At 63.0% G+C, this 23474-nt stretch carries 22 protein-coding genes and 2 pseudogenes; 7 read left to right on the plus strand and 17 right to left on the minus strand.

The features are described from left to right. The first annotated feature begins 158 nt into the window (after positions 1–158). The 3 genes from hslR to pckA all read left to right on the plus strand — a co-directional run bounded on the left by hslR (position 159) and on the right by pckA (position 3265). Positions 159–557: a ribosome-associated heat shock protein Hsp15 gene (gene hslR / locus AB5Y48_RS18570; RefSeq protein ID WP_060587900.1), complete on the plus strand. Its 399-nt coding sequence runs from the start codon at positions 159–161 to the stop codon at positions 555–557. 52 nt (positions 558–609) lie between these two features. Then, entirely contained in the window at positions 610–1491 is an 882-nt protein-coding gene (gene hslO, locus AB5Y48_RS18575) for an Hsp33 family molecular chaperone HslO (protein ID WP_060587902.1), read from the plus strand. Positions 1492–1639: 148 nt separating this feature from the next. Next, positions 1640–3265 carry a phosphoenolpyruvate carboxykinase (ATP) gene (pckA, locus tag AB5Y48_RS18580; protein ID WP_368165437.1) on the plus strand — a complete coding sequence of 542 codons (1626 nt, stop codon included), beginning with the start codon at positions 1640–1642 and terminating at the stop codon, positions 3263–3265. 57 nt (positions 3266–3322) lie between these two features. Here the strand turns inward: pckA and envZ are convergent, their stop codons facing one another. The 3 genes from envZ to AB5Y48_RS18595 all read right to left on the minus strand — a co-directional run bounded on the left by envZ (position 3323) and on the right by AB5Y48_RS18595 (position 7020). Beyond that, on the minus strand, positions 3323–4633 hold the full coding sequence (envZ, locus tag AB5Y48_RS18585; RefSeq protein ID WP_050666959.1) for a two-component system sensor histidine kinase EnvZ: 1311 nt from the start codon (positions 4631–4633) through the stop codon (positions 3323–3325). After that, positions 4630–5349 (minus strand): two-component system response regulator OmpR, encoded by a 720-nt coding sequence (ompR, locus tag AB5Y48_RS18590; protein ID WP_050666958.1) that lies wholly within the window; start codon positions 5347–5349, stop codon positions 4630–4632. The genes envZ and ompR overlap by 4 nt, the downstream gene beginning before the upstream one ends. 69 nt (positions 5350–5418) lie before the next feature. After that, a complete protein-coding gene (locus AB5Y48_RS18595) occupies positions 5419–7020 on the minus strand; it encodes a mechanosensitive ion channel family protein (protein ID WP_136612677.1) in 1602 nt (533 codons plus the stop codon). 141 nt (positions 7021–7161) lie between these two features. On the opposite strand from AB5Y48_RS18595, the gene greB reads away from it, so the two are divergent. Together greB and AB5Y48_RS18605 are read left to right on the plus strand one after the other, a co-directional pair. Beyond that, positions 7162–7638, plus strand: coding sequence for a transcription elongation factor GreB (gene greB, locus AB5Y48_RS18600; protein ID WP_005356438.1), 477 nt, complete (start codon positions 7162–7164; stop codon positions 7636–7638). Positions 7639–7654: 16 nt separating this feature from the next. Next, positions 7655–9970, plus strand: coding sequence for a Tex family protein (locus AB5Y48_RS18605; RefSeq protein WP_368165438.1), 2316 nt, complete (start codon positions 7655–7657; stop codon positions 9968–9970). A gap of 50 nt (positions 9971–10020) precedes the next feature. Here AB5Y48_RS18605 and AB5Y48_RS18610 read toward each other — a convergent pair whose 3' ends face one another. From AB5Y48_RS18610 to AB5Y48_RS18645, 8 genes are all read right to left on the minus strand, one after another. Then, on the minus strand, positions 10021–10629 hold the full coding sequence (locus AB5Y48_RS18610) for a thiol:disulfide interchange protein DsbA/DsbL (protein ID WP_060587914.1): 609 nt from the start codon (positions 10627–10629) through the stop codon (positions 10021–10023). 68 nt (positions 10630–10697) lie between these two features. After that, the gene (locus tag AB5Y48_RS18615) at positions 10698–11675 is read right to left on the minus strand and encodes a serine/threonine protein kinase (RefSeq protein WP_136612675.1); all 978 of its coding nucleotides are present in this window, start codon (positions 11673–11675) and stop codon (positions 10698–10700) included. A gap of 53 nt (positions 11676–11728) precedes the next feature. Further along, positions 11729–13162 carry a cytochrome c oxidase accessory protein CcoG gene (gene ccoG / locus AB5Y48_RS18620; protein ID WP_060587916.1) on the minus strand — a complete coding sequence of 478 codons (1434 nt, stop codon included), beginning with the start codon at positions 13160–13162 and terminating at the stop codon, positions 11729–11731. 159 nt (positions 13163–13321) lie between these two features. Further along, positions 13322–13585, minus strand: coding sequence for a YihD family protein (locus tag AB5Y48_RS18625; RefSeq protein WP_050666952.1), 264 nt, complete (start codon positions 13583–13585; stop codon positions 13322–13324). Positions 13586–13612: 27 nt separating this feature from the next. Continuing rightward, on the minus strand, positions 13613–14767 hold the full coding sequence (locus AB5Y48_RS18630; RefSeq protein ID WP_050666951.1) for a diguanylate cyclase: 1155 nt from the start codon (positions 14765–14767) through the stop codon (positions 13613–13615). Between the two features lie 131 nt (positions 14768–14898). Further along, complete coding sequence (gene cueR, locus AB5Y48_RS18635) at positions 14899–15288, minus strand: Cu(I)-responsive transcriptional regulator (protein ID WP_050666950.1); 390 nt, start codon at positions 15286–15288, stop codon at positions 14899–14901. 14 nt (positions 15289–15302) lie between these two features. Further along, complete coding sequence (locus AB5Y48_RS18640) at positions 15303–17666, minus strand: heavy metal translocating P-type ATPase (RefSeq protein WP_368165439.1); 2364 nt, start codon at positions 17664–17666, stop codon at positions 15303–15305. A gap of 98 nt (positions 17667–17764) precedes the next feature. Further along, positions 17765–17953: a holin gene (locus AB5Y48_RS18645; RefSeq protein ID WP_050666948.1), complete on the minus strand. Its 189-nt coding sequence runs from the start codon at positions 17951–17953 to the stop codon at positions 17765–17767. A 380-nt stretch (positions 17954–18333) separates the two neighbouring features. On the opposite strand from AB5Y48_RS18645, the gene pgi reads away from it, so the two are divergent. Continuing rightward, positions 18334–19983 carry a glucose-6-phosphate isomerase gene (gene pgi, locus AB5Y48_RS18650; RefSeq protein ID WP_368165440.1) on the plus strand — a complete coding sequence of 550 codons (1650 nt, stop codon included), beginning with the start codon at positions 18334–18336 and terminating at the stop codon, positions 19981–19983. Between the two features lie 175 nt (positions 19984–20158). After that, positions 20159–20356: a putative selenium delivery protein YdfZ gene (ydfZ, locus tag AB5Y48_RS18655; protein WP_050666946.1), complete on the plus strand. Its 198-nt coding sequence runs from the start codon at positions 20159–20161 to the stop codon at positions 20354–20356. Between the two features lie 83 nt (positions 20357–20439). On the opposite strand, the gene AB5Y48_RS18660 is transcribed toward ydfZ, so the two are convergent. The 6 genes and pseudogenes from AB5Y48_RS18660 to AB5Y48_RS18685 form a co-directional block, all read right to left on the minus strand. Next, positions 20440–20727 carry a hypothetical protein gene (locus AB5Y48_RS18660; RefSeq protein ID WP_060587920.1) on the minus strand — a complete coding sequence of 96 codons (288 nt, stop codon included), beginning with the start codon at positions 20725–20727 and terminating at the stop codon, positions 20440–20442. 111 nt (positions 20728–20838) lie between these two features. Further along, the gene (locus tag AB5Y48_RS18665) at positions 20839–21339 is read right to left on the minus strand and encodes a DUF1993 domain-containing protein (RefSeq protein WP_368165441.1); all 501 of its coding nucleotides are present in this window, start codon (positions 21337–21339) and stop codon (positions 20839–20841) included. A gap of 72 nt (positions 21340–21411) precedes the next feature. Continuing rightward, positions 21412–21753 carry an SH3 domain-containing protein gene (locus AB5Y48_RS18670; protein WP_136612669.1) on the minus strand — a complete coding sequence of 114 codons (342 nt, stop codon included), beginning with the start codon at positions 21751–21753 and terminating at the stop codon, positions 21412–21414. A 311-nt stretch (positions 21754–22064) separates the two neighbouring features. Beyond that, on the minus strand, positions 22065–23012 hold the full coding sequence (locus AB5Y48_RS18675; RefSeq protein ID WP_368165442.1) for a transposase: 948 nt from the start codon (positions 23010–23012) through the stop codon (positions 22065–22067). An 81-nt stretch (positions 23013–23093) separates the two neighbouring features. Beyond that, a pseudogene (locus AB5Y48_RS18680) lies at positions 23094–23210 on the minus strand (alpha-amylase family glycosyl hydrolase); the annotation flags it as partial. Positions 23211–23234: 24 nt separating this feature from the next. Beyond that, positions 23235–23474: pseudogene (locus AB5Y48_RS18685) on the minus strand (hypothetical protein); the annotation flags it as partial.

The following is a 23474-nucleotide window of genomic DNA, read 5'->3' on the forward strand; positions in this document are numbered from 1 at the left end:
GTCATTGTGTACGGCCTTGGTCGGCGATACAACCGCCAGACCGGGGTCTCGTTCGAAAAAAGGGGGAGGATCACACTCGCCGCCTCTCTCCCTTGCGTTCAACCCGGCCGCCCCACTCTGGTATAATAAGGCATCATTTTTCACCGTCAGGACATCCCATGTCGTTGCAACAGGAGAAATCCGAAGCCGTCCGGCTCGACAAGTGGCTCTGGGCCGCTCGTTTCTACAAGGCGCGCAGCACGGCCCGGGAGATGATCGAAGGTGGCAAGGTGCATTACAACGGGCAGCGCAGTAAGCCGGGCAAGGTGGTCGAAGTCGGCGCCCTGATCCGCTTCTGGCAGGGGCAGGACGAGCGGGAAGTCGAAGTGCTCGCCATCTCGGCCCAACGCCGTGGCGCCCCCGAGGCCCAGCTCCTCTACCGGGAGACAGAGGCGAGCGTGAAACGCCGCCACGATAACGCCGAGGCGCGCAAGCTCGGCAGCCAGTTTGCCCCCAGCCCCGAGCGTCGCCCCGACAAGCAGGAGCGTCGCCTGCTGATCCGGGCCAAGCAGTTCTGATCCCTTTTTATTGTCGCAGGCCCATGGCTTGCGCCCATCACTGGAAACCAAGATGACTCAAGACCAACTCCATCGTTACCTGTTTGAAGAGTATGAAGTGCGCGGCGAGCTGGTACAGCTCGACCAGACCTACCGCCATATCGTCGATGCCCAGGCCTATCCCCTCCAGGTGCAACGCCTGCTGGGGGAGCTGCTGGTCGCCACCAGCCTGCTCACCGCCACCCTCAAGTTCGAAGGCTCCATCACGGTGCAACTGCAGGGAGACGGCCCGGTCAAGCTGGCCGTCATCAACGGGGATCACAACCAGCAGCTGCGGGGTGTGGCCCGCTTCGAAGGGGATCTGCCGGCCAGCGACGCCCTCAAGGATCTGATCGGTCATGGCCAGATGGTCATCACCATAACCCCGGAGCAGGGTGAGCGTTACCAGGGGATCATCGCCCTCTCGGCCGATACCCTGGCCGGTTGCCTGGAGGCCTATTTTGCCCAGTCCGAACAGCTGCCGACCCGCCTCTGGATCCGCACCGGCATGGTGGAGGGTCAGCCCAAGGCCGCCGGCATCATGGTGCAGGCCCTGCCGGCCCAGAGCGAGGATCACGAGGCCGACTTCGACCATCTGGTGCAGTTGACCGGGACCATCAAGGATGAGGAGCTGTTTACCCTGCCGGCCGAGGAGATCCTCTATCGCCTCTACAACCAGGACCGGGTTCGCCTGTTCGACCCGCAGCCGGTCGAGTTCCGTTGCACCTGCTCGCGCGAGCGCTGCCAGAGTGCCCTGCTGCAGGTCGGCAAGGAGGAGGCAGTGGCGATTATTCAGGATCAGGGGCAGATCGACATGCACTGTGACTACTGTGGCAATCACTACATTTTTGACGGCATCGACGTGGAAACCCTGTTCAATGTGGTTCCAGTGAATGATGCAAACAAGTTACACTAATTAAAGGCGGGGTAACCCGCCTTTAACTTAATAACTAAAAAAATACCCTATTTTATAAAGTTTGATGGCCGTCGCTTATTTCTACCACCTAGGTGGTAGCATGGAGGCCAGATAGAACCCTACAAACCTCTGAACCCAGGAGATCACAATGACAATCGTGGCTGAACCCACCCTGGCCGAGCAACTGGGCCTGGAACGTTACGGCATCCATGGTGTGACGGATGTAGTGCGCAACCCTTCTTACGAGCAGCTCTTCATCGAGGAGACCCGCTCCGATCTGCAGGGTTACGAGCGCGGTGTAGTGACCGAGCTGGGCGCCGTCAATGTCAACACCGGCATCTTCACCGGTCGCTCCCCGAAAGATAAATATATCGTCAAGGACGCAACTACCCAGGATACTGTGTGGTGGTCTGACCAGGGCAAGAACGATAACAAAGCCATCAGCCCGGAAGTATGGTCGCATCTGAAAGCCCTGGTGACCAAGCAGCTCTCCGGCAAGCGCCTGTTTGTCATCGACGGCTACTGCGGTGCCAACCCTGACACCCGTCTGGCCGTGCGCATCATCACCGAGGTGGCCTGGCAGGCGCACTTCGTGAAGAACATGTTCATCCGTCCGAGTGAGGAAGAGCTGAAGAGCTTCAAGCCGGACTTCGTGGTGATGAACGGTGCCAAGTGCACCAACCCGGAATGGAAGGAGCAGGGTCTCAACTCCGAGAACTTCGTCGCCTTCAACATGACAGAGCGTATGCAGCTCATCGGCGGCACCTGGTACGGTGGCGAGATGAAGAAGGGCATGTTCTCCATGATGAACTACTTCCTGCCCCTGCGCGGCATCGCCTCCATGCACTGCTCCGCCAACGTGGGCAAAGAGGGTGACGTGGCCATCTTCTTCGGCCTCTCCGGCACCGGCAAGACCACCCTCTCCACCGATCCCAAGCGCGAGCTGATTGGTGACGACGAGCACGGCTGGGATGATGACGGCGTCTTCAACTTCGAAGGGGGCTGCTACGCCAAGACCATCAAGCTCTCCAAAGAAGCCGAACCGGATATCTACAATGCCATCCGTCGCGACGCCCTGCTGGAGAACGTGACCGTGGCCGCCGACGGCACCATCGACTTCGATGATGGCTCCAAGACCGAGAACACCCGCGTCTCCTACCCCATCTATCACATCGACAACATCGTCAAGCCGGTCTCCAAGGCCGGTCACGCCAACAAGGTGATCTTCCTGACCGCCGACGCCTTCGGTGTGCTGCCCCCGGTCGCCAAGCTGACCAAGGAGCAGACCAAGTACCACTTCCTCTCCGGTTTCACCGCCAAACTGGCCGGTACCGAGCGCGGCATCACAGAGCCGACCCCGACCTTCTCCTCCTGCTTCGGGGCCGCCTTCCTGACCCTGCACCCCACCAAGTATGGTGAGGAGCTGGTGAAACGGATGGAAGCCGCCGGCGCCGAGGCCTATCTGGTCAACACCGGCTGGAACGGCACCGGCAAGCGTATCTCCATCAAGGACACCCGCGCCATCATCGACGCCATCCTGGATGGATCCATCGAGAAGGCGCCGACCAAGGTGCTGCCGATCTTCAATCTGGAAGTGCCGACCGCCCTGCACGACGTGAACCCGGCGATCCTCGATCCGCGCGACACTTACGCCAACCAGGCGGAGTGGGATGCCAAGGCGCAGGATCTGGCAGAGCGCTTCATCAAGAACTTCGAGCGCTTCACCGACAACGACGAAGGCAAACGCCTGGTGGCCGCCGGCCCCCGGCTGTAAGCCGATAGCGAGATGAAAAAGCGGGCCGATTGGCCCGCTTTGTTTTGGCTCGACGCCTCAGTCATCCCACTCCAGAGGCTGCTTGCATGGGAGCCTCAACTCCACCATCAACCCTCCCTGCTCGGCCCGGCCGAGGCGCACAGAGCCATGGTGATGGGCCAGGATCTTGGCCACGATGGCCAGCCCCAGCCCGCTGCCGCTCTGGGTACGGGCCGTCGTCCCCTGAGTAAAGGGACGCAGCAGGCGCTGGTAGTCCTGCTCCGGGATACCGGGGCCGTTATCACACAGGCGCAAAGAGGCCCAGTGCTGGTCACCGCGCAGCTCGACCCAGAGCCGGGTCGCACCGTAGCGCAAGGCATTGTTGGTCAGGTTGTTGATGACCCGGCGCAGCCCCACCGGATTGCAATCGACCGGGACGGCGCAGCTCGGCAGGTCGAGATCCATCTCCAGCCCCTGATCCGCCTGCAGCAGGATGGCGTCGTGTACCAGGGCCGCCAGATCGACACGCTCCATGGTCACGCCGGTGTCGGGACGGATGTAGTCGATAAACTGATCGATGATCTCGTTGGACTCGTCGATGTCGGCGTTGATGCTCTCCTTGAGGAACTCATCCTCGGAGGAGATCATCTCGGTAGCGAGCCGGATCCGGGTGAGCGGAGTGCGCAGATCGTGGGAGACCCCCGCCATCATCAGGTTACGCTCCTCGATCAGGCTCTTGATGGAGAAGGACATGTTGTTGAAGGTGCGGGTGAGACGGCGCAACTCGCGAGACCCCTTCTCGGGCAAGGGATCGGGGAAATGGCCACGCCCCACCGAGACGGCACCCTCTTCCAGACTCTCCAAGGGGCGCACCAGTTGACGCGCAAACCACCAGGCCCCGAACAGCACGACCACCAGCATGATGGAGAGGTAGAACATCAGCGGCTTGATATCGTCGTCGTCGATCTCGGTGAGGGGAATGCGCACCCAGACTCCGTTGGCCTGGGGCGGCTGGATCCAGATGATGTAGTAGTCCTGGATCTCCACCATGACCCGGGTCTTGCCCCCCAGCTCGTGAGCGATCAGATCCTCCATGAAGGCATTGGGCCTGGCCTGCTTCAGGCCGTAGCGCTCCGCCTCGCGCTGGGTGTAGATATCGGCGCCGGTCGCCACATAGACCAGCGCCTCGGCATCTTCGCTCAGGGGCTGCTGGTTGCGGTCCATGGGGAAGATGAGCTTGACCTGGTTGGCCAGCAGGTGGCTGATCTGCTTGACCGTGGGCTCCAGCAGATAGTTGTAGGAGATGGCGTAGGAGGCCACCTGATAAACCACCAGCACCGCCGCCAGAAACAGCAGCAGGCGGGAGAACATACCCGAGGCTCGTCTCATGGTGTCGCGCCGTCAGGCACGAAGACATAACCGATACCCCAGACGGTCTGGATATAGCGAGGATGGGCCGGATCGGCCTCGAGCATACGGCGCAGGCGCGACACCTGCACGTCGATGCTGCGCTCGGTGGCGGTGTACTCGCGACCACGAGCCAGATTCATCAGCTTGTCGCGCGACAGGGCCTCGCGCGGATGGCTGACCAGCACCTTGAGCACGGCGAACTCGCCGCTGGTCAGGGTGACCGGCTCGCCATCCGTGGTCATCTCACGGGTCGCCAGGTTAAGCACGTGGGCACCGAACTCCACCACCTTCTCGGTGGCGGAGGGGGCGCCCGGCAGCTCCACCGAGTGACGGCGCATCACGGCACGGATCCGGGCCAGCAGCTCGCGGGGGTTGAAGGGCTTGGGCAGGTAGTCGTCGGCCCCCATCTCGAGACCGACGATGCGATCCACCTCGTCCCCCTTGGCGGTCAGCATCAGGATCGGGATCTGGTTCCCCCCCTCACGCAGGCGGCGGCAGATGGAGAGGCCATCCTCCCCGGGCAGCATCAGGTCCAGCACGATCAGATGAAAGTTCTCCCGGGTCAGCAGCCTATCCGCCTGCTCCCCGTTCGCCACCCCGCGCACCCAGAACCCCTGCTCGCTCAGATAGCGTTCCAGCAGGGCTCTCAGCTTGGGATCATCGTCGACAACCAGCACCTTTTGCTGTTGGGTCATTTCGTTACTCCTCACCACAATTGGCGGCCATGGTAGAAGGGAGATGACCGCCCGCCAAGGGAAAAGATGTTACCGTTTATTATCCTCTGCCGGCGCCGGTGCCGCGTACCACTGCGCCTTCGGAACCACCAGATTTTGGGGCGGCTGGGCGACAAAGTTGGGGGACATGATCTGCACCCCGAACTCGTTGAAGACATCCTGGATGGCCCCGTGTAAACGGCTGCGGATCAGGGCCGGCTTCTCCCCCTCGTTGACCCACACCTGCAGCTCGTACTCCACATACCAGTCGAGCAGGCCGAGCTGACGTACCAGGGGGGTCTCATCACCATTGAGCCCCGGAGTGCGCCGTGCCGCCAGCTCCAGCATGGCCTGCACCTGACGCCAGGGCGTGTCATAACCTATGGTCACCCTGGTCAGCAGGGGCAGCCCCCGTCCCGCCGCCAGCCGGCTCAGGTTGGTGATGCGCCCCCCCACCACCACGGCGTTGGGCAGGGTCACCTCGTGCTCCTCCCGGGTCACTATCTTGGTGGAGAGGGCGTTGAGCTCGCTCACCTGCCCCTCGACCTCGCCGATACGCACCCAGTCACCCTTGCGCAGAGCCCGTGAGTAGATGAGCACCAGGCCGCTCATGGCGTGGTTCATCACCCCTGCCGAGCCCAGGGTCACCATCAGGCCGAAGAAGACGCTCACCCCCTTGAAGGCATCGGAGTCGGCACCGGGCAGATAGGGGTAGGCCACCGTCAAGGCAAACAGCCAGATCACCGCGTTCATCAGGCGGCGGGTGGCCCCCACCGTTTCGGCATGCAGCCCCTGGATCTGCACCTGCCCCCGCTGCACCCGATCGAACAGCAACCCCAGCAGACGAATGAAGAAGCGGGTCACCACCACTATGATGAGGACGGTCGCCAGCCCCGGCAGGGCGGCCAGCCCCCCCTCCAGCAGGCGGGCGCAGAGGGCCAGCAGCGATTGGCCCAGCTGTTGGCTCCAGACCCGGGTGTGGGGGAAGAGGCCGAGCACATAGGTGAGCCAGAGATAGAGGGCGATCACCACCACCACCAGGGCCATGGCCCCCAACAGCCGCAACTCGATGGGACCGATCAGGGGACGCCAGCTCTCCGGTAACCAGGATCGTTTCATCAGCAGGCGATTGCCCAGCCACTGGCGTGTACGGCGATAACCGCGATGCAGCACCAGCAGGAAGGCACCGAGCAGCAAGGCCGAGCCGAGGGCCAAGGCTGCCGCCTTGGCCAGATAGGCGGGGGAACGCAACTCGATAAACTGCAACCGCATCTTCTCGAGCCGCTCGCGCACCCGGTCGGCCGCCTGATCCAGGGTCAATTCGTCAGACTCGTCGAGATCCTTTTCGACCAGCATCACCAGCCGCTTGCCATTGAGGGTAATAAAGCGCACCGACTGGCCGAACCGTTGCAGGCTCTCCACCTCGACGGGCACCTGGAGATCGGACTCTTCCAGGGTCGCGATACGCCCCTTGGCCCGCCGCACCCGGGCCTCCGGGGTCAGGCTGCCGAGGCTGGCCTGAAACATCACCACAGGCTCGTTGAGCAGGATCAGGGTGCGCTCCCGCTCCTGCCCCGTCATCTCCCCTCTCGGCTCGGCCGCCCCCAGCAGAGACGACACCAGCAACAGCCACAACCCGACCATCAGACGCATGACACTCTCTCCCTGTTGTCCTCGTACGAGCATCGCACAGTCGCCCGACGAGCAACAGGGGGCAAGCCACTCATCCCAGGTGCCCTCACCGCGCCCCGGGGGTAGAATGCCCGGACCAAGTGACAAGGAGAGGCCATTTCCATGCGAAGCCAACTCATCACCCGCGAGGGATACAATGCCCTCAAGCAGGAGCTGGACCAGCTGTGGCGGGTCGAGCGCCCCGAGACCACCCGCAAGGTGGCCTGGGCGGCCAGCCTGGGTGATCGCAGCGAGAACGCCGACTACCAGTACAACAAGAAACGCCTGCGCGAGATCGACCGGCGCGTGCGCTACCTGCGCAAGTGCCTGGAAAATCTCAAGATCGTCGATTACTCCCCGACCCAGGAGGGGAAGGTCTTCTTCGGTGCCTGGGTCGAGATCGAGAACGATGCGGGCGACACCCTGAACTTTCGCATCGTCGGCTACGACGAGATCTTCGGGCGCAAGGACTACATCTCCATCGACTCCCCCATGGCCCGCGCCCTCCTGAAGAAGGAGGTGGACGACGAGGCCGTGGTGCAGACCCCGGCCGGTGAGGCCGTCTGGTACATCAACGCCATCACCTACTCCCGGCCCTGATCAAGACGAGAACCCCATGAGCACCATAGAGAAACAGATCGCCACCGAGCTGGCCGCCCGCCCCGAGCAGGTCGAGGCCGCCATCCGCCTGCTCGACGAGGGCGCCACCGTCCCCTTCATCGCCCGTTACCGTAAAGAGGTGACCGGTGGCCTCGACGACACCCAGCTGCGCAACCTCGAGAGCCGCCTCGGCTACCTGCGCGAACTGGAGGATCGCCGCCAGACCATACTTCGCTCCATCGAGGAGCAGGGCAAGCTGACCCCAGAGCTGGCCCGCGACATCAAGGAAGCCGACAGCAAGACCCGCCTCGAGGATCTCTACCTCCCCTATAAGCCCAAGCGCCGCACCAAGGGACAGATGGCCATCGAGGCCGGCATCGAGCCCCTGGCCGAGGCCCTGCTGGGCGATCCCATGCGGGATCCCGAGACGGAGGCCAACGCCTACCTCAACCCCGAGGCAGGCTTCGCCGACACCAAGGCGGTGCTCGACGGCGCCCGCTACATCCTGATGGAGCGCTTCGCCGAGCGGGCGGACTTGCTCGAGAAGCTGCGCGACTTCCTGTGGCAACACGCCAACCTGCGCGCCCGCCTGGTGGCCGGCAAGGAGCAGGAGGGGGCCAAGTTCAAGGACTACTTCGAGCACGACGAACCGCTGGCCAAGGCGCCGTCGCACCGGGTGCTGGCCATGCTGCGCGGACGCAACGAGGGGGTGCTGTCGCTGACCCTGCATACCGGCGAAGAGGAAGGGGCCAGCCCCTGCGAAGGGATCATCGCCCGCCAGTTGGGGCTGACCTTCGGCGGCCGGCCGGCCGACAAGTGGCTGCAGGGGGTGGTGAGCTGGACCTGGCGCATCAAGCTCTCCTTGCAGATGGAGACCGAGCTCGTCGGCCGGGTGCGCGAGAGCGCCGAGGAGGAGGCGATCAAGGTGTTTGCCATGAACCTCAAGGACCTGCTGATGGCCGCCCCGGCCGGCATGCGCGCCACCATGGGGCTGGATCCGGGGATCCGCACCGGGGTCAAGGTGGCCGTGGTGGACGCCACCGGCAAGCTGGTCGACACCGCCACCATCTACCCGTTCGAGCCCAAGCGCCAGGTGGAGCAGAGCCTCAAGACCCTGCGCGATCTCTGTGTGAAGCACGGGGTCGAGCTCATCAGCATCGGCAACGGCACCGCCTCGCGCGAGACCGACAAGCTGGCCGCCGAGCTCTTCACCCGCTACCCGGAGGCGCGCGCCCAGAAAATCGTGGTGAGCGAGGCCGGCGCCTCTGTCTACTCCGCCTCCGAGCTGGCGGCCAATGAATTCCCCGGGCTCGACGTCTCATTGCGCGGCGCCGTCTCCATCGCCCGCCGCCTGCAAGACCCCCTGGCCGAGCTGGTGAAGATCGATCCCAAGAGCATAGGTGTCGGCCAGTACCAGCACGACGTGAGCCAGACCCAGCTGGCCCGCAAGCTGGAGGCCGTGGTGGAGGATTGCGTAAACGCGGTCGGGGTGGATGTGAACACCGCCTCCGCCCCCCTGCTGGCGCGGGTCTCGGGCCTGACCCAGACGCTGGCCCAGAATATCGTCCAGTACCGGGACGACAACGGTGCCTTCGCCAGCCGCCAGCAGCTGCTCAAGGTGAGCCGCCTCGGGCCCAAGGCGTTTGAACAGTGCGCGGGTTTTCTGCGTATCCGCGGCGGGGCCAACCCGCTGGATGCCTCTGCGGTGCACCCGGAGTCCTACCCCGTGGTGGAGCGGATCCTGGCCAAACTGCAGCAGTCGGTGGAGAGCCTGCTCGGCAACAGCAGCCTGCTCAAGGGGCTCACACCCGCCGAGTACACCGACGAGCGCTTCGGCGTGCCGACCGTGACCGACATCATCGGTGAGCTCGACAAGCCGGGCCGCGATCCGCGCCCCGAGTTCAAGACCGCCACCTTCCGCGAAGGGGTGGAGAAGGTGTCGGATCTCGAGCCCGAGATGGTGCTCGAGGGGGTGGTCACCAACGTCACCAACTTCGGTGCCTTCGTCGATATCGGCGTCCATCAGGATGGACTGGTGCACATCTCGTCCCTGACCGATCGCTTCGTCAAGGATCCCCGCGAGGTGGTCAAGGCTGGCGACATCGTGAAGGTGAAGGTGCTGGAGGTGGACGTGCAGCGTGGCCGCATCTCGCTCACCATGCGCCTCGACGAGAAGGGCGGCGAGCGCAAGCCGCGCGCAGAAGAGCGCCGTGGTGGCGAGGCCCGCTCAGGTCAGGGAGCCCGGCCCCAGGGGCGGCGCGAGGAGAAGCCCCGGAACGGGGCCCTCGGCAACGCCTTCGCGGCGGCCTTCGCCAACGCCCGCAAGAAGTAAGCGGGCATGAAAAAGCCCGGCCGATCGGCCGGGCTTTTTGCTATTCGACATCAGCCCTTCAGGCCGACCAGGTAGCTCACCAGACGGTTGAACTGATCCTGGGAAGTGATGGACTCGATCTTCACCAGATACTTGCCGTTCACCACGAAGGCGGGCACGCCACGGATCTGGTACTCCTCGGTATTGCGATCGAACTGGGAGACCATGCCGGAGACGGCGAAGCTGTCGACGGCACCGTCGAACTCCTCTCCCTTGACGCCGTTGTCGACGAAGATCTGCTTCAGATCGCCGCGGCTCTGGGGATACTGCTTCTGGTTGTGGATCTTGTCGAAGATGGCCGGGGTCACCTTGCCTTCCACTTCCAGCAGGCTGGAGACGGCATAGGCACGCTGGGTCTCGGGACCCATCTCGCGACCGAGGAAACCGACCGGGTTCTTCTTGAAGGCAACCCCTTCCGGCAGGCTCTTCTTGAGCTCTTCGGCGATGGGCTCGAACTTGTAGCAGTGGGGGCAGTAGTAGGAGAAGAACTCCAGCACTTCCGGCTGCGCACTGCCGGTCTGCTTGATCACGTCATAGTTGACGCCTTCCCTGAACTCCGGGGCGGCGTGCACCATCGGCATCATCAGCATGGCAGCAATGAAAAACAGTATTTTTTTCATGATCTTTCCTGTTAATAAGATCGGTGTGAGGCACGCCCGGCGAACCGGAGCAGAGCAAGCCTATTGTGTCACCAGCCCTGAGTCAATGAGAGGGGCGGCTCACGCAGCAGCTGCAACTGATCGTGCAGGGCCTTGTGCTGTTGCTCCCAGTAGGCCGGGGTGTTGAACCAGGGGAAGTGGCGCGGGAAGGCCGGATCGTCCCAGCGACGGGCCAGCCAGGCCATGTAGTGGACCATACGCATGGCCCGCAGGGGTTCGATGAGCGACAGCTCCCGCCGGTCCAGATCCATAAACTCCTCATAGCCGCACAGCAGGGTGTCGAGCTGCAACAGCCGCTCCTGGCGATCCCCCGAGAGCAGCATCCAGAGATCCTGGATGGCGGGACCGGTGCGGCAGTCGTCCAGATCCACCAGCAGGGGGCCGTCGCGCCAGAGGATATTGCCGGGGTGACAATCCCCGTGCAGGGAGATCTGCTCCACCTCCAGGGTCATGGCCTCACGCACATGGGCGATCAGCTCGTCGAGCAGGCCGAAGAAGGACCTGGCGATCCCCCGTGGCACCCACTCCCCTGTCGCCAGCAGGTGGCGCGGCTCTTCGAGCATGGAGGCCACATCCAGATGGGGGCGGTGGTGGAACGGGAAGGTGCGGGAGAGGCGATGAATTCGCCCCAACCAGCGGCCGACCCACTCCAGCTGATCCAGATTATCCACCTCGAAGGCGCGCCCCCCCAGGCTCGGCCACACCGCATAGTGAAAGCCTCCCTGCTCGAGCAGGGTCTCGCCGCCGAAGGCGAGCGGGGCCGCCACCGGGATCTCCTCGGCCGCCAGCAGGGCGGAGAAGCCGTGCTCCTCCAGGATCTGTTCACGGCTCCAGCGCCCGGGACGGTAGAACTTCACCACATAGCGGCGGCGATCCTCGTCGTGAAACTGATAGACCCGGTTCTCGTAGCTGTTGAGCTCGGTCAGCCCGGAGTCCACGGCCAGCCCGGTATTGGCGAGGGCATCGAGGATGAGATCCGGGGTGAGATCGTGAAAGTGAAAGCCCATGACATCTCCGAAAATAAAGGGGGCACTGGGCCCCCATTCTATCCATAAAGCACTCAGAGCCGGCTGATAAACTTGCTCTCCTGCTTGATGACCCCCTTGGGATCCGAGCCTGCCCCCTTGCGGATCAGCACGAAGCGGATATCCAGGGAGCCCTGGCGCAGGTTGTCCGGGTTGACCCCCAGGCTGACCGGCTGGTTGAGGATCTCGCCACTCTTGAGGGTCACCTCACGCGGTCCGTACCACTGGTAGTCGGGCAGCCCCTCGACCGCCAGTCGGTAGACCTGGGGTTGCAGGGTCTTGTTGAGGATCTTGAGGTTATAGGTGTTCTCGATGAGGCCGTCGCTGTTCTCGCGGAACAGCTGGTTACGGTCACGCAGCACATCCAGCCCCATGGGCATGATGGACATGGCGTTGTAGGCAAACACCGAGAGCATCGCCGCCATCACCAGGCCGTAGCCGATGAGTTTGGGGCGAGCCACCTGGGTATCGTTGCCGGCCAACTTGTGTTCCGTGGTGTAACTGATGAGCCCCTTGGCGTAGCCCATGCGATCCATGGTCTGATCGCAGGCATCGACACAGGCGCCGCAGTTGATGCACTCGTACTGGAGGCCGTCACGGATGTCGATACCGGTCGGGCAGACCTGCACACAGAGGTCGCAGTCGATGCAGTCCCCCAGCCCCATCGCCTTGGGGTCAGCCTTGCGGGAACGGGCACCGCGCTGCTCACCACGCCTGGCGTCATAGCCGACGATGAAGGTGTCTTTATCGAACATGGCCGACTGGAAGCGGGCATAGGGGCACATGTGAACACACATGATGGCACGCATGAAGCCGGCGTTGCCATAGGTACAGGCGGCGAAGAAGAGCACCCAGAAGAGGGGCCAGAAGTCGATGGAGAGGGTCACCAGCCCCGGCACCAGGGTCATCATGTCCTGAAAGTAGCCGACGAAGGTGAGGCCGGTGATGAGGGAGATGACCATCCAGGCCAGGTGCTTGCTCCCCTTGCGCACTATCTTTTCCCGGCCCCAGGGCGCGGCATCGAGCTTGCGTCGCTTGTTGGCCGGCCCCTCCAGCTTCTCTTCGAACCAGATGAAGAGGAAGGTCCAGACCGTCTGGGGGCAGAGGTAGCCACACCAGACCCGGCCGAGGAAGGTAGTGAGGAAGAAGAGCCCGAAGGCGGCGATCATGAAGATCCAGGCGAGCAGGGTGAGATCCTGGGGCCAGATGGTGGCGGCGAAGATATGGAACTGCTGGTTGCCGATATCGAACAGGATCGCCTGGCGGCCATCGTAGCGCAGCCAGGGAAGCGCCAGGAAGAAGAGCATGAAGAACCAGCCCATCCCCTTGCGCAGCCGTTGCCACTGGCCCAGCTGTGCCCGTACATAGATCCGGTTTCCCGGGTTGAATCTGTCGTCACTGGCCTTGAACGTGTTGGGGTTATACACCCCGGTCACGTCCTTGACCTCGATCTTTTCGTGGTCACCCATTGCAGCACGTTGCTCCGTTTTGATTGTTATAGGCGGATTATATCTTAAACAGCTTGCTGCGAGATGGCGTCAGATGTGACAAGAATGGAACGATGATCGCAATTTTGTAGCGAAGAAGTGGCGCGTCACCATTGACAACGCACCACAAAAAGGAGGGACTTATTTGATGCCGCGCGCCTTGAGCAGGGCTTCCTTGAAATCGGGCACGTGATCCTTGGCCAGACCCGGGATCATCTGCGCCTTGGCGGCATCGCGCATCTTGAGGTGATAGATAAGCACGTCATCGGTCAGCTCGCTCAGGGGTCCCTGGTAACCGGCCTCCTGGGCCAACTTCTCGATAAACTGGATCAGGCTCAGATCCTGCTCGCGGATCCAGGCGGGCTGCAGCAGTTCGAGCAGCTCCTCAATACGATGACATTGCATCTGATTCCTCGCTTCTGGTGTCGGATTTCAGGCGGCGCGCCCCTTGAGGGCCACCTCCACTCGGTCACGCCCATTATGCTTGGCCTGATAGAGGGCTGCATCCGCTTTTTGGATAAGATCGCTCACCCTGAGGGAGGGATCCGGCACCAGGGTCACGACCCCCAGACTGCAGGTCACCACCCCGGAGACCCGGGAGCGACCGTGGGGGATCGCCAGCTGACGCATGGCGCGGCGTACCTGCTCGGCAACCTGGCGGGCCCCCTCATGACCGGTGGCCGGCAGCAGCAGGGCAAACTCCTCTCCCCCGTAGCGAGCGGCCAGATCGTCTTCCCGACGCAGGGCCTCGGCCAGGACACCGGCTACCTGCTGCAGGCAGGCATCCCCCTCCTGATGGCCATAGAGGTCATTGAATTGTTTGAAGTAATCCACGTCGAGCAGGATCAGGGAGAGCGGAGCCCGGGCGCGGCGACAACGGCGCCAGGCCAGATCCAGGCAGTGATCGAGGTGGGCCCGGTTGGCGATGCCGGTGAGGCCATCGAGGCGCGAGGCGAGCTGCAGATGCTCGGAGACCGCCTTCAGCTCGGCCGCCAGATCGGCGTTGGCGAAGCGGTGATAGAGGGAAGCCAGCATATCCCGCCGCAACCTGCGTACCAGGGTGGTGAGAAAGACGAAGAGGTAACCTGCCACCATGCAGCCGAGGATCCGCTCCTGCTCGCTGCCAAACGCCAGCTCCAGCAGCAGGGTCACCCCGAGGGGGAGCAGAAACCCGAGGAAACAGCGGCGACTGCCGATGAGCAATATGCTGCCGCCGGTGAGGATCAGGCTGATCAGGATCAACATGCTGGCCCGATAGGCATCCGGCAGCAGGTCGAAGTAGATGAGAATCCCCATGGCCCAGAGGATGGAGCTGGAGGTGACGCCGATAAAAAGCTCATGCTCGAGCCGCTCGTGATCGACTCGCTCCAGCATGCCCTGGCGCCACAGCAGATGAACCCAGCGCAGCCCCAGCAACAGCAGGTTGCTGCCCAGCCAGACGAGGGTCTGGCGTGGCTCGACATAGGCGTAAAACATCAGGGCCCAGCTGATGGCCACCAGCAGGAGACAGGGCAGGCTAAAGGCCACGTGTTCACAGAGCTGGGTCACGACTGCCTGCCGGACCTGCTTGGTTACACTCGCTGTCACTCTGCCACTCCCTTCCCTAGAAGGGCGACAGTCTAGCACCGGCTCATCGGACCAACAATAAAGGTCAATTATTAGCCTTTTACTCAGATCGCTCTCGCCGGCTTGCGGTCAGCATCGACCCGCTATCCGACTCACCCCTTCTCGAACTCTTCCAGGATCGGGCACTCGGGACGCTCGTCCCCATGGCAGCAGCAGGTCAGCTTCTCCAGGCTGGCCAACATGGCCTGCAGACCACTGATGCGCTCGCGCAGATCGACGATCTTCTCCTGGGCCAGCTTCTTGACCTGGGCGCTGGTGCGGTGCTCGTCCCGATAGAGGGCCAGCAGCTCCTGACACTCCTCCAGATTAAAACCGGTCTCGCGCGCCCGCTTCACGAAGCGCAGCTCGCGCACCGCGGCATCGCCGTAGCTGCGATAGCCGTTGGCACTGCGTACCGGCGGCGTGATGAGGCCGATGCTCTCGTAGTAACGGATGGTCTTGGCGGTGAGCCCGCTGGCCTTGGCCACCTTGCTGATATTCATTGCACTCTCCTTATTCAGGCGGCGGCGCGCGGGCGCCACCGTTTCAGTAACAGGGAATTGGTCAGGACGGTCACGCTGCTCAAGGCCATGGCGGCGCCTGCCAGGGCCGGGCTGAGCAGGCCAAAGGCGGCGAGCGGAATGCCGACCGTGTTGAAAATAAAAGCCCAGAACAGGTTCTGGCGTATGGTGCGCCAGGTCGAGGCCGAGATGTCGATGGCATCGACCACCAGGCGTGGATCCGGCCGCATCAGGGTAATCGAGGCCGTCTCCATGGCTACCTCGGCCCCCGACCCCATGGCGATGCCCACATCGGCGGCGGCCAGGGCCGGCGCATCGTTGACGCCGTCCCCTATCATGGCCACCAGCCCGTCGCTCTTGGCTTGCAGCTCGCGCACCCGCTCCACCTTGCCCTCGGGTTTCACCTGGGCGAAGGCACCATCCAGACCGAGCCGCTGCGCCGCATGATCGACGGCGGGACGGGCATCACCGCTGACCAGCCAGGCGGCGATGTGGCGCCCCTGCAGGGCATGTACCGCGGCTTCGCTCTCCGGGCGCAGGGGATCGGCCAGATCGGCCCACCCCGCCAGCTCGCCATCGCGGGCGACCCAGACCCGGGTCACCCCGGCCTCTGGCGCCGCAAGCGGCTTCTGATCGATGCCTGCCACCCCCATCAGACCCAGGTTGCCGATGAAGAGATGATGTCCCTCGACCCGCCCCTCGATGCCACTGCCCACGTGCACCAGCACCGATTCCGGTTGGGGCAGAGGGCCGCTGGCGGCGCTCAGCATGGCGTGGGCAAGCGGATGTTCACTCCCCTGTTGCAGGGCGGCGGCCAGGCGCAGGTCCGCCTCACTCCCCTGCCACTGCTCCAGGGTCGGCCGCCCCAGGGTCAGGGTCCCGGTCTTGTCGAAGATGACGGCGCGAATGCCATGGGCCCGCTGCAGGGTCTCGATATCGCGGATCAGGATGCCGTGGCGCGCCGCCACCCCGGTGCCGGTCACCACGGCCGCCGGAGTGGCCAGCCCCAGGGCGCAGGGGCAGGCGATCACCAGTACGGCGACCGCGGCCATCAGCGCCTGCTCGACACCACCCCCAAGCTGCCACCAGAGCAGGCCGGTGAGCAGGGCGATGATCATCACCACGGGCACAAACAGGGCACTGATGCGATCCACCAGTTGCTGGAACGGGGCCTTGCCCATCTGGGCCTGCTCCACCAGGGCGATGATGCGGCCGAGGTTGGACTCCTCCCCGACGGCGCGGGCCTCTATCTCGAGCAGGCCGGAGCCGTTGATGGTCCCCTCCAGCACCTTGTCCCCCACCTGGCGCAGCACCGGCACGCTCTCGCCGGTGACCACCGCCTCGTCGAGCTCGCTCTCACCGGCAAGGATCACACCGTCTACCGGGATGCGCTCGCCCACCAGCACCTGGATGCGATCCCCCTTGAGCACCTCGGCGATGGCGCACTGCTGCCACTGGTCGCCGCGCCACACCCTGGCCTGCTGGGGACGCAGGGCCATCAGCTCGACGATGGCGGTACGGGTGCTGCGCTTGGCGCGCCCCTCCAGCCACTTGCCGAGGGAGACCAGGGTAATGACCACGGCGCTCGCCTCGAAATAGAGGTGCCCCATGGCCGCCGACCCCAGCTTGAGCCAGATCCAGACGCTGTAGCCATAGGCGGCGCTGGTGCCGGTGGCGACCAGCACGTCCATGTTGGCCGCGCCGGCACGCAAGGCCCGCCAGGCACCGTGATAGAAACGGGCGCCAACCCAGAACTGAACCGGGGTGGCGAGCAGAAACTCGACCAGGGGCGGCAGGTGCCAGGGGAGCCAGCCGGCCATGGATGCCATGCCGACCACCAGAGGCAGGGTAAGCAGGGCGGCGGCTATCAGGCGACGGCGTTCACCCCGCTCCTCAAGGCGTTCCCGCTCGGCCTGCTCGGCGAGTTGGCGCGCCTTGTCTTCACCACTGGCGAAGTGGGCGCCAAAGCCGGCCCCCTGCACCGCATCGCGCAAAGAGGCCGGCGTCACCGCCCCCTGCACCCCGCGCACCCGGGCCCGGGACAGAGAGAAGTTCACCTCGGCCCCCAGCACGCCGGGTTGCGCGCCCAGCACCCGCTCGAGACGGGCGGCGCAGGCGGCGCAGCTCATCCCCTCGATGGTGAACTGATGGGTCTCGTCGACGGTCTGGTAGCCCAGCTCACCGATGCGAGCCAGGGCGGCGCGCTCGGCCTCGGGGGTGGTCGCCGTGATGGAGCACAGCTCCAGGGCAAAATTGACCGAGGCCGTGACACCTTCCAGCTCGCTCAGGCCACGCTCGATACGTTCGCCGCAGTTGGCGCAGCTCATGCCTTTGACGGGCACCTGAATGGAAATGGTCATGAGTGATACTCCCTCGATGGAATATCCCGAACCTTAACCTTTACCTTAACTGTAATGTAAAGGGCAAAAATAACGAGGCAGACGCCTCGTTAACGGGATCAGGCCAGGCGGCTCGCCAACCGGTTGACGATGGGTTGCATCATCAGATACCCGGCCAGCAGCGCGCCGATGACCGAGAGCACTCTCACCTCCAGGCTCGGCGCCAGGGTTGCGGCAGACAGGGTCAGAAACCCGACCACACCGGTGGCCACCAGGCAGAGCACCAGCAGGGAAAACATCTTCTTCATATCCGATCTCCTCTCTTTGTGAACCGTCCCTGGGAGATCTGAATCCTTGCGCGCGCAGCATAGAAGGCGCCGCCTGAACCTGAGTTGACGGCGGTCAACTTCTGCACAAAACCCGTTTTTGTCGCGACGAAGGGGGCAAGGGCAGTGCTTTGCGCTGGTACTGGCCGGGGAAAATATGAGCAGGCTCAATGTCACCGTCATCTCGGGGGGCCATAATCCGGGCGTTTGGTTGTAAACTTACCACCTCTCTGAGCGAGACAGTCTGCAATCTTCTGTTACCCCGGAACGGCTGCCGGACTGGCTATAATCCCTCGAATAATAAGGTTTGGCGGGAGCCTTGCCTGCAAGGTTCAAACAACAATTGGAATCTCAGGATGACTATGAAAAACATCAATCCAACCCATACCCAGGCCTGGCAGGCACTGGCAGCCCACTTCGCCACCCAGGGTGGCATGCAACTGAAGGATCTTTTCGCCAATGATCCCCAGCGCTTTGAGAAGTTCTCCCTCACCTTCGGTGGCGATCTGCTGGTGGATTACTCCAAGAACCTGATCACCGAAGAGACCCTCGCGCTGCTGATCAAGCTGGCCGACGAGACCGACTTGCGCGGCGCCATCGACGCCATGTTCAACGGCGAGAAGATCAACCGCACCGAGGATCGTGCCGTGCTGCACGTGGCCCTGCGCAACCGCTCCGACCGTCCGGTCGAGGTGGACGGCAAGGATGTGATGCCGGAAGTGAACGCCGTACTGGCCAAGATGAAAGGCTTCTGCGAGAAGGTCATCGGCGGTGAGTGGAAGGGTTACACCGGCAAGCCGATCAAGCACGTGGTCAACATCGGCATCGGCGGCTCGGATCTCGGCCCCGTCATGATCACCGAGGCCCTGCGGGCCTATAAGAACCACCTGGAGATGCACTTCGTCTCCAACGTCGACGGCACCCACATCGCCGAGACCCTCAAGAAGATCGATCCGGAGACCACCCTGTTCCTGGTCGCCTCCAAGACCTTCACCACCCAGGAGACCATGACCAACGCCCTGAGCGCCCGTGACTGGTTCCTGGGCCACGCTGGTGACAAGGCCCACGTGGCCAAGCACTTCGCTGCGCTCTCTACCAACGGCAAGGCCGTGGCCGAGTTCGGCATCGACACCGCCAACATGTTCGAGTTCTGGGACTGGGTGGGCGGTCGCTACTCTTCCTGGTCTGCCATCGGCATGCCCATCGCCCTGTCGGTCGGTTTCGAGAACTTCGAAGCCCTGCTGCAAGGCGCCTTCGAGATGGACATGCACTTCGCCACCGCCGCCTATGAGCAGAACGTGCCGGTGCTGCTGGCGCTGATTGGCCTCTGGTACAACAACTTCCACGGCGCCGAGTCCGAGGCCATCCTGCCGTACGATCAGTACATGCACCGTTTCCCCGCCTACTTCCAGCAGGGCAACATGGAGTCCAACGGCAAGTATGTGGATCGCGCCGGCAACCCGGTCGACTACCAGACCGGCCCCATCATCTGGGGTGAGCCGGGCACCAATGGCCAGCACGCCTTCTATCAGCTAATCCACCAGGGCACCAAGCTGATCCCCTGTGACTTCCTGGCCCCGGCCATCAGCCACAACCCCATCGGCGATCACCATCCGAAACTGCTGGCCAACTTCTTCGCCCAGACCGAGGCCCTGGCCTTCGGCAAGAGCCAAGAGCAGGTTGAGGCCGAATTCCTGGCCGCCGGCAAGACGCTGGAGCAGGTCAAGGATCTGGTGCCGTTCAAGGTGTTCGAGGGCAATCGCCCGACCAACTCCCTGCTGTTCAAGCAGCTGACCCCCAAGATGCTGGGCTCCCTGATCGCCATGTACGAACACAAGATCTTCGTGCAGGGCGCTATCTGGAACATCTTCAGCTTCGACCAGTGGGGCGTTGAGCTGGGCAAGCAGCTGGCCAACAAGATCCTGCCAGAGCTCGGTACCGCTGAGGCCATCAGCAGCCACGACAGCTCTACCAATGGCCTGATCAACACCTGGAAAGCCTGGCGCGCCTGAACCGCCCGCTGACCCTAAGCCCGCTTCCCGAAGCGGGCTTTTTTATCTCTCCATGGCTGGGCAGAGTTGAGGTGCCAATGGAATCCCTTTCTTTGCTTTTTTGATCTGTGACATGCCTCACCCTTTTTGAGGGGCGTAGGCTGAACGGGTTTTCGACACCTATCAGGAGGAAACCATGAAGATCTATGACCGTAATCGAAACCGATTGACCCAGGGTCAACGAGTGATGATCGCCGCTACCGGCGCCGTAGACGTGCTCAAGGAGGCCCACACCGACAACCTGACCCCCTATCAGGCGGAGCACGAAAAGTGCGTGCTGCTGGCCCACTCCCGAGAGCGCTTCGCGCCCATCGAGTTGATTAGACTAGGCTGATACCCGCTGTCACCCTACTCTTGACAATTCACCTGGCGGCCTTATGCCGCCAGGTTTTTCTCATGACCATCATAGCGCCCCCCTCAACCCTGTCGGTTATCCGGTGGCGTGGTTAGCTCGGGCTGATGCAACAGGCGCCCGAAGAGAGCAATCACACCGTAACGACGCCGAACCCATTCGGTGATAACGACAGCCACCGGCAGAGAGACCGCCAGACTCGACACCAGCACCAGTGGCCAGTTTGTGAGGGTCACCTCACCGCCCAGGGTGAGCAGCGAGGTCACAAAAGAGAGCGCCAGCATAAGCAGCAGGGGGGAGAGCAGCAAAAGCAGCCAGAAGAGGGCCCCAACCAACAGAGAAACGATACGCATAAGGACTTCTTACCCGAGTGAGCCGAGGCTCCTTATTCCAAGGTGAGCCGAATCGAGGCTCCGACTCACCTGACGCACAAACCAGCCCGAGGCCGAATCCAGCTGCAACCCTTACTGCAGGTTGAGGCTGCCCAGGTAGTCGCGCTTGCCGAGATCGACCCCCGCCTGGCGCAGCAGGGCATAGGTCATGGTGAGGTGGAAGTAGAAGTTGGGGATGGCGTACTCGAACACGCAGGTGTGGCCATCCATCCCCTTGCCGCCGGCCCAGTGGGGCACATAATGACCACGCTCGAAGTGGCTGAAGTCGGCCTCCAGCATCCCCTCCAGGTAGCCGAGGGTCTTGCCCACGTGGGCGCGCAGATCGGCCATGGTCTTGGGATCGTCACCCAGTACCGGCGGCTCGGTCAGGCTGGCGGTGGCGACGCAGGCGCGGGCCGCATCGCAGCAGATCAGTACCTGCTTGGCGAGCGGCAGCATGTCGACGATCAGGCGCTCGCCGAAGAAGTTCTCCACGTTGAAGTGTTTCGCCTCGGCATGGGCCTCGGCCTTGGCCAGGCAGTGATCGAGGTTGGTCAGCATCTTGATAAACTGGGCGGCAATATCACGGTTCATGGTGCACTCTCGGTGAGTTGACAATCGACGCCCACTATAACCTGTTCACACGTGGACTCGTCGAGCACAAGATCACCCAAGGGGGGTGATACAGCTTTGCGGAATCCAGCCGCACTCCCCCGTTTCATTGCTCACCCAGAGCCAGCCGGCCAACTCGCGCTCCACCGTCACCCGCTCCCCCACCTCCACATTCAACTCCCGGGCCGTGTAATCCTGCCGCGCCAACGCCTCCCCCTGCCCGGCCGGGGTCAGCAGCGACAGGGGCGCCCACCCCTCGTTGCCGTCGGCCGTGTAGGTGCGCACCCAGCCCGGAAATTCGTCATCCTCATGGCCGATACGCACCCGCTCTCCGGCCACAACGCCGATGGGATTGGGGTAACAGGTTTGGTGAGCTATGGTGATCAGCGCCAGCATGGTCTCTTCTCCGAATGGGTCATCTTGCCACTATCGCAACAAGCAGGGCGCCTTGGGAGGGGGCTCGCCCACCGGTGCCGACCAATTAGTGAAAAAGAGAGCCCGGTCACTTCTTTTATCAGGGACACTCACCGTTTTACTGAAGGCGTTAGCTCACATCCATTACCGAAATAATTTGGCCCCTTGAGGCCTCAGACGCCAAGCATCAAACGCTGGGGAGAGTGAATTCCTAAAAACAGACCACCGAGCGGCCACGCGACCGCACTCATGTCTTGAGATGCGCCAGAAGGGAAAGTCGACTTGAAGCAAGATTAGTGGGTTGGCTGGTGACACCGTCGCTGACCGCAGTGGTGGGCGTAACGCTCTCGCGCCGCAACGTGGCCGATGGCCCGGATGCCGCTTCGTTTGAACAGCTTCACCTGCTTGAGCCAGTCCTCACCGTCGAGTTGCAGGCGCTCCAGTATGGGGGAAAGCGCCTCGGGAATATGGCCCCGCTTGTCATCGCGGATGGCTCGGCCAGTCCAGTCAACCAGCGCCAGATAGTCGCTGAAGGTGTAGGGCAGTGACTCGGGTTCCCCCTGCTTGGCAAACGGCAGCAGCAGGGGTGGCAACTCGGTGGTCTGGGCACGGCCGAGACGCTGGCTGATGCTGGTGTAGTCGCTCTCCTCCGGTGTCTCAGCCAGTTTTGCTCGCACCGGGTTTAGCTCCACATAGGCCATGCAGGCGAGGAGCGCCGACTCGCTCAGCAGGGCCTGACTCTTGAAGCGCCCCTCCCAGAAGTGACCCTTGCAGCTGTCTTCCTGATTGGCCTGACGGGCCAACCCTTCGTTGAGCCGGCGCACGAACCAGCTGATGGAGTAGAGCCGCTCTCGCCACTCCTCTATCAGCCCCTGCACTACCGAGAGCTCTGGCTCAATCAGGGTATCCCCCTGATACCAGCGGCGCACCAGTAGCGGCCACTGGAACAGCCCGGCCCAGCGCTCGGCCACCTCCCGCTCGCTCCAGCCTTGCGCCTGCTCGGCATCCACTTTCAGCACCAGGTGGTAGTGGTTGCTCATGACCGCATAGGCGCAGATACCGATGGCAAAGAGCCGCGACAGCTGGCCCAGCCGGTCAACCACCCACTGGCGGCGATGCTCGTAACTCTGGCCCGAGTGGGCATCTTCCCCACACAGAAAGGCCCGCCGCACGCAGCGGCTCCCCACGTGGTAGTAGGCCGTATCCTGCAGGCTGATCTGACGTGAGCGGGCGATAGTCATGGCGAGTTCCTCGGCAGTGATGCTTCAAGCCAAGCAGGCCACTACGCCTCTGTCAAAATGGTGGGTGTCCCAGAATCTCGAACTCTGGCCCGAATGAGCATCTTCCCCGCACAGAAACGCCCGCCGCACACAGCGGCTCACCACGTGGTAGTAGGGCGTATCCTGCAAACTGATTTGACGTGAACGAGCGATGGTCATAGCGAGTTCCTCGGCAGTGATGCCTCAAGCCAAGCAGGCCATTACGCCTCTGTCAAAATGGTGGGTGTCCCAGTATCTCCGTAACGTCTGGGCCCTTCCCAGGCGCTGACTGATACTGGTGTAGTCACTCTCCTCGGGTCGGTCGGCGAGTTTGGCACGGATGGGGTTTAGCTCCACATAGGCCATGCAGGCGAGCAGCGCCGACTCGGTCAGCAGGGCCTGACTCTTGAAGCGCCCCTCCCAGAAGTGACCCTTGCAGCTGTC

Origin of the sequence: Aeromonas sp. R6-2, from assembly GCF_040908155.1 — a bacterium.
In the GTDB taxonomy this organism is placed as follows: Bacteria; Pseudomonadota; Gammaproteobacteria; order Enterobacterales; family Aeromonadaceae; genus Aeromonas; species Aeromonas schubertii.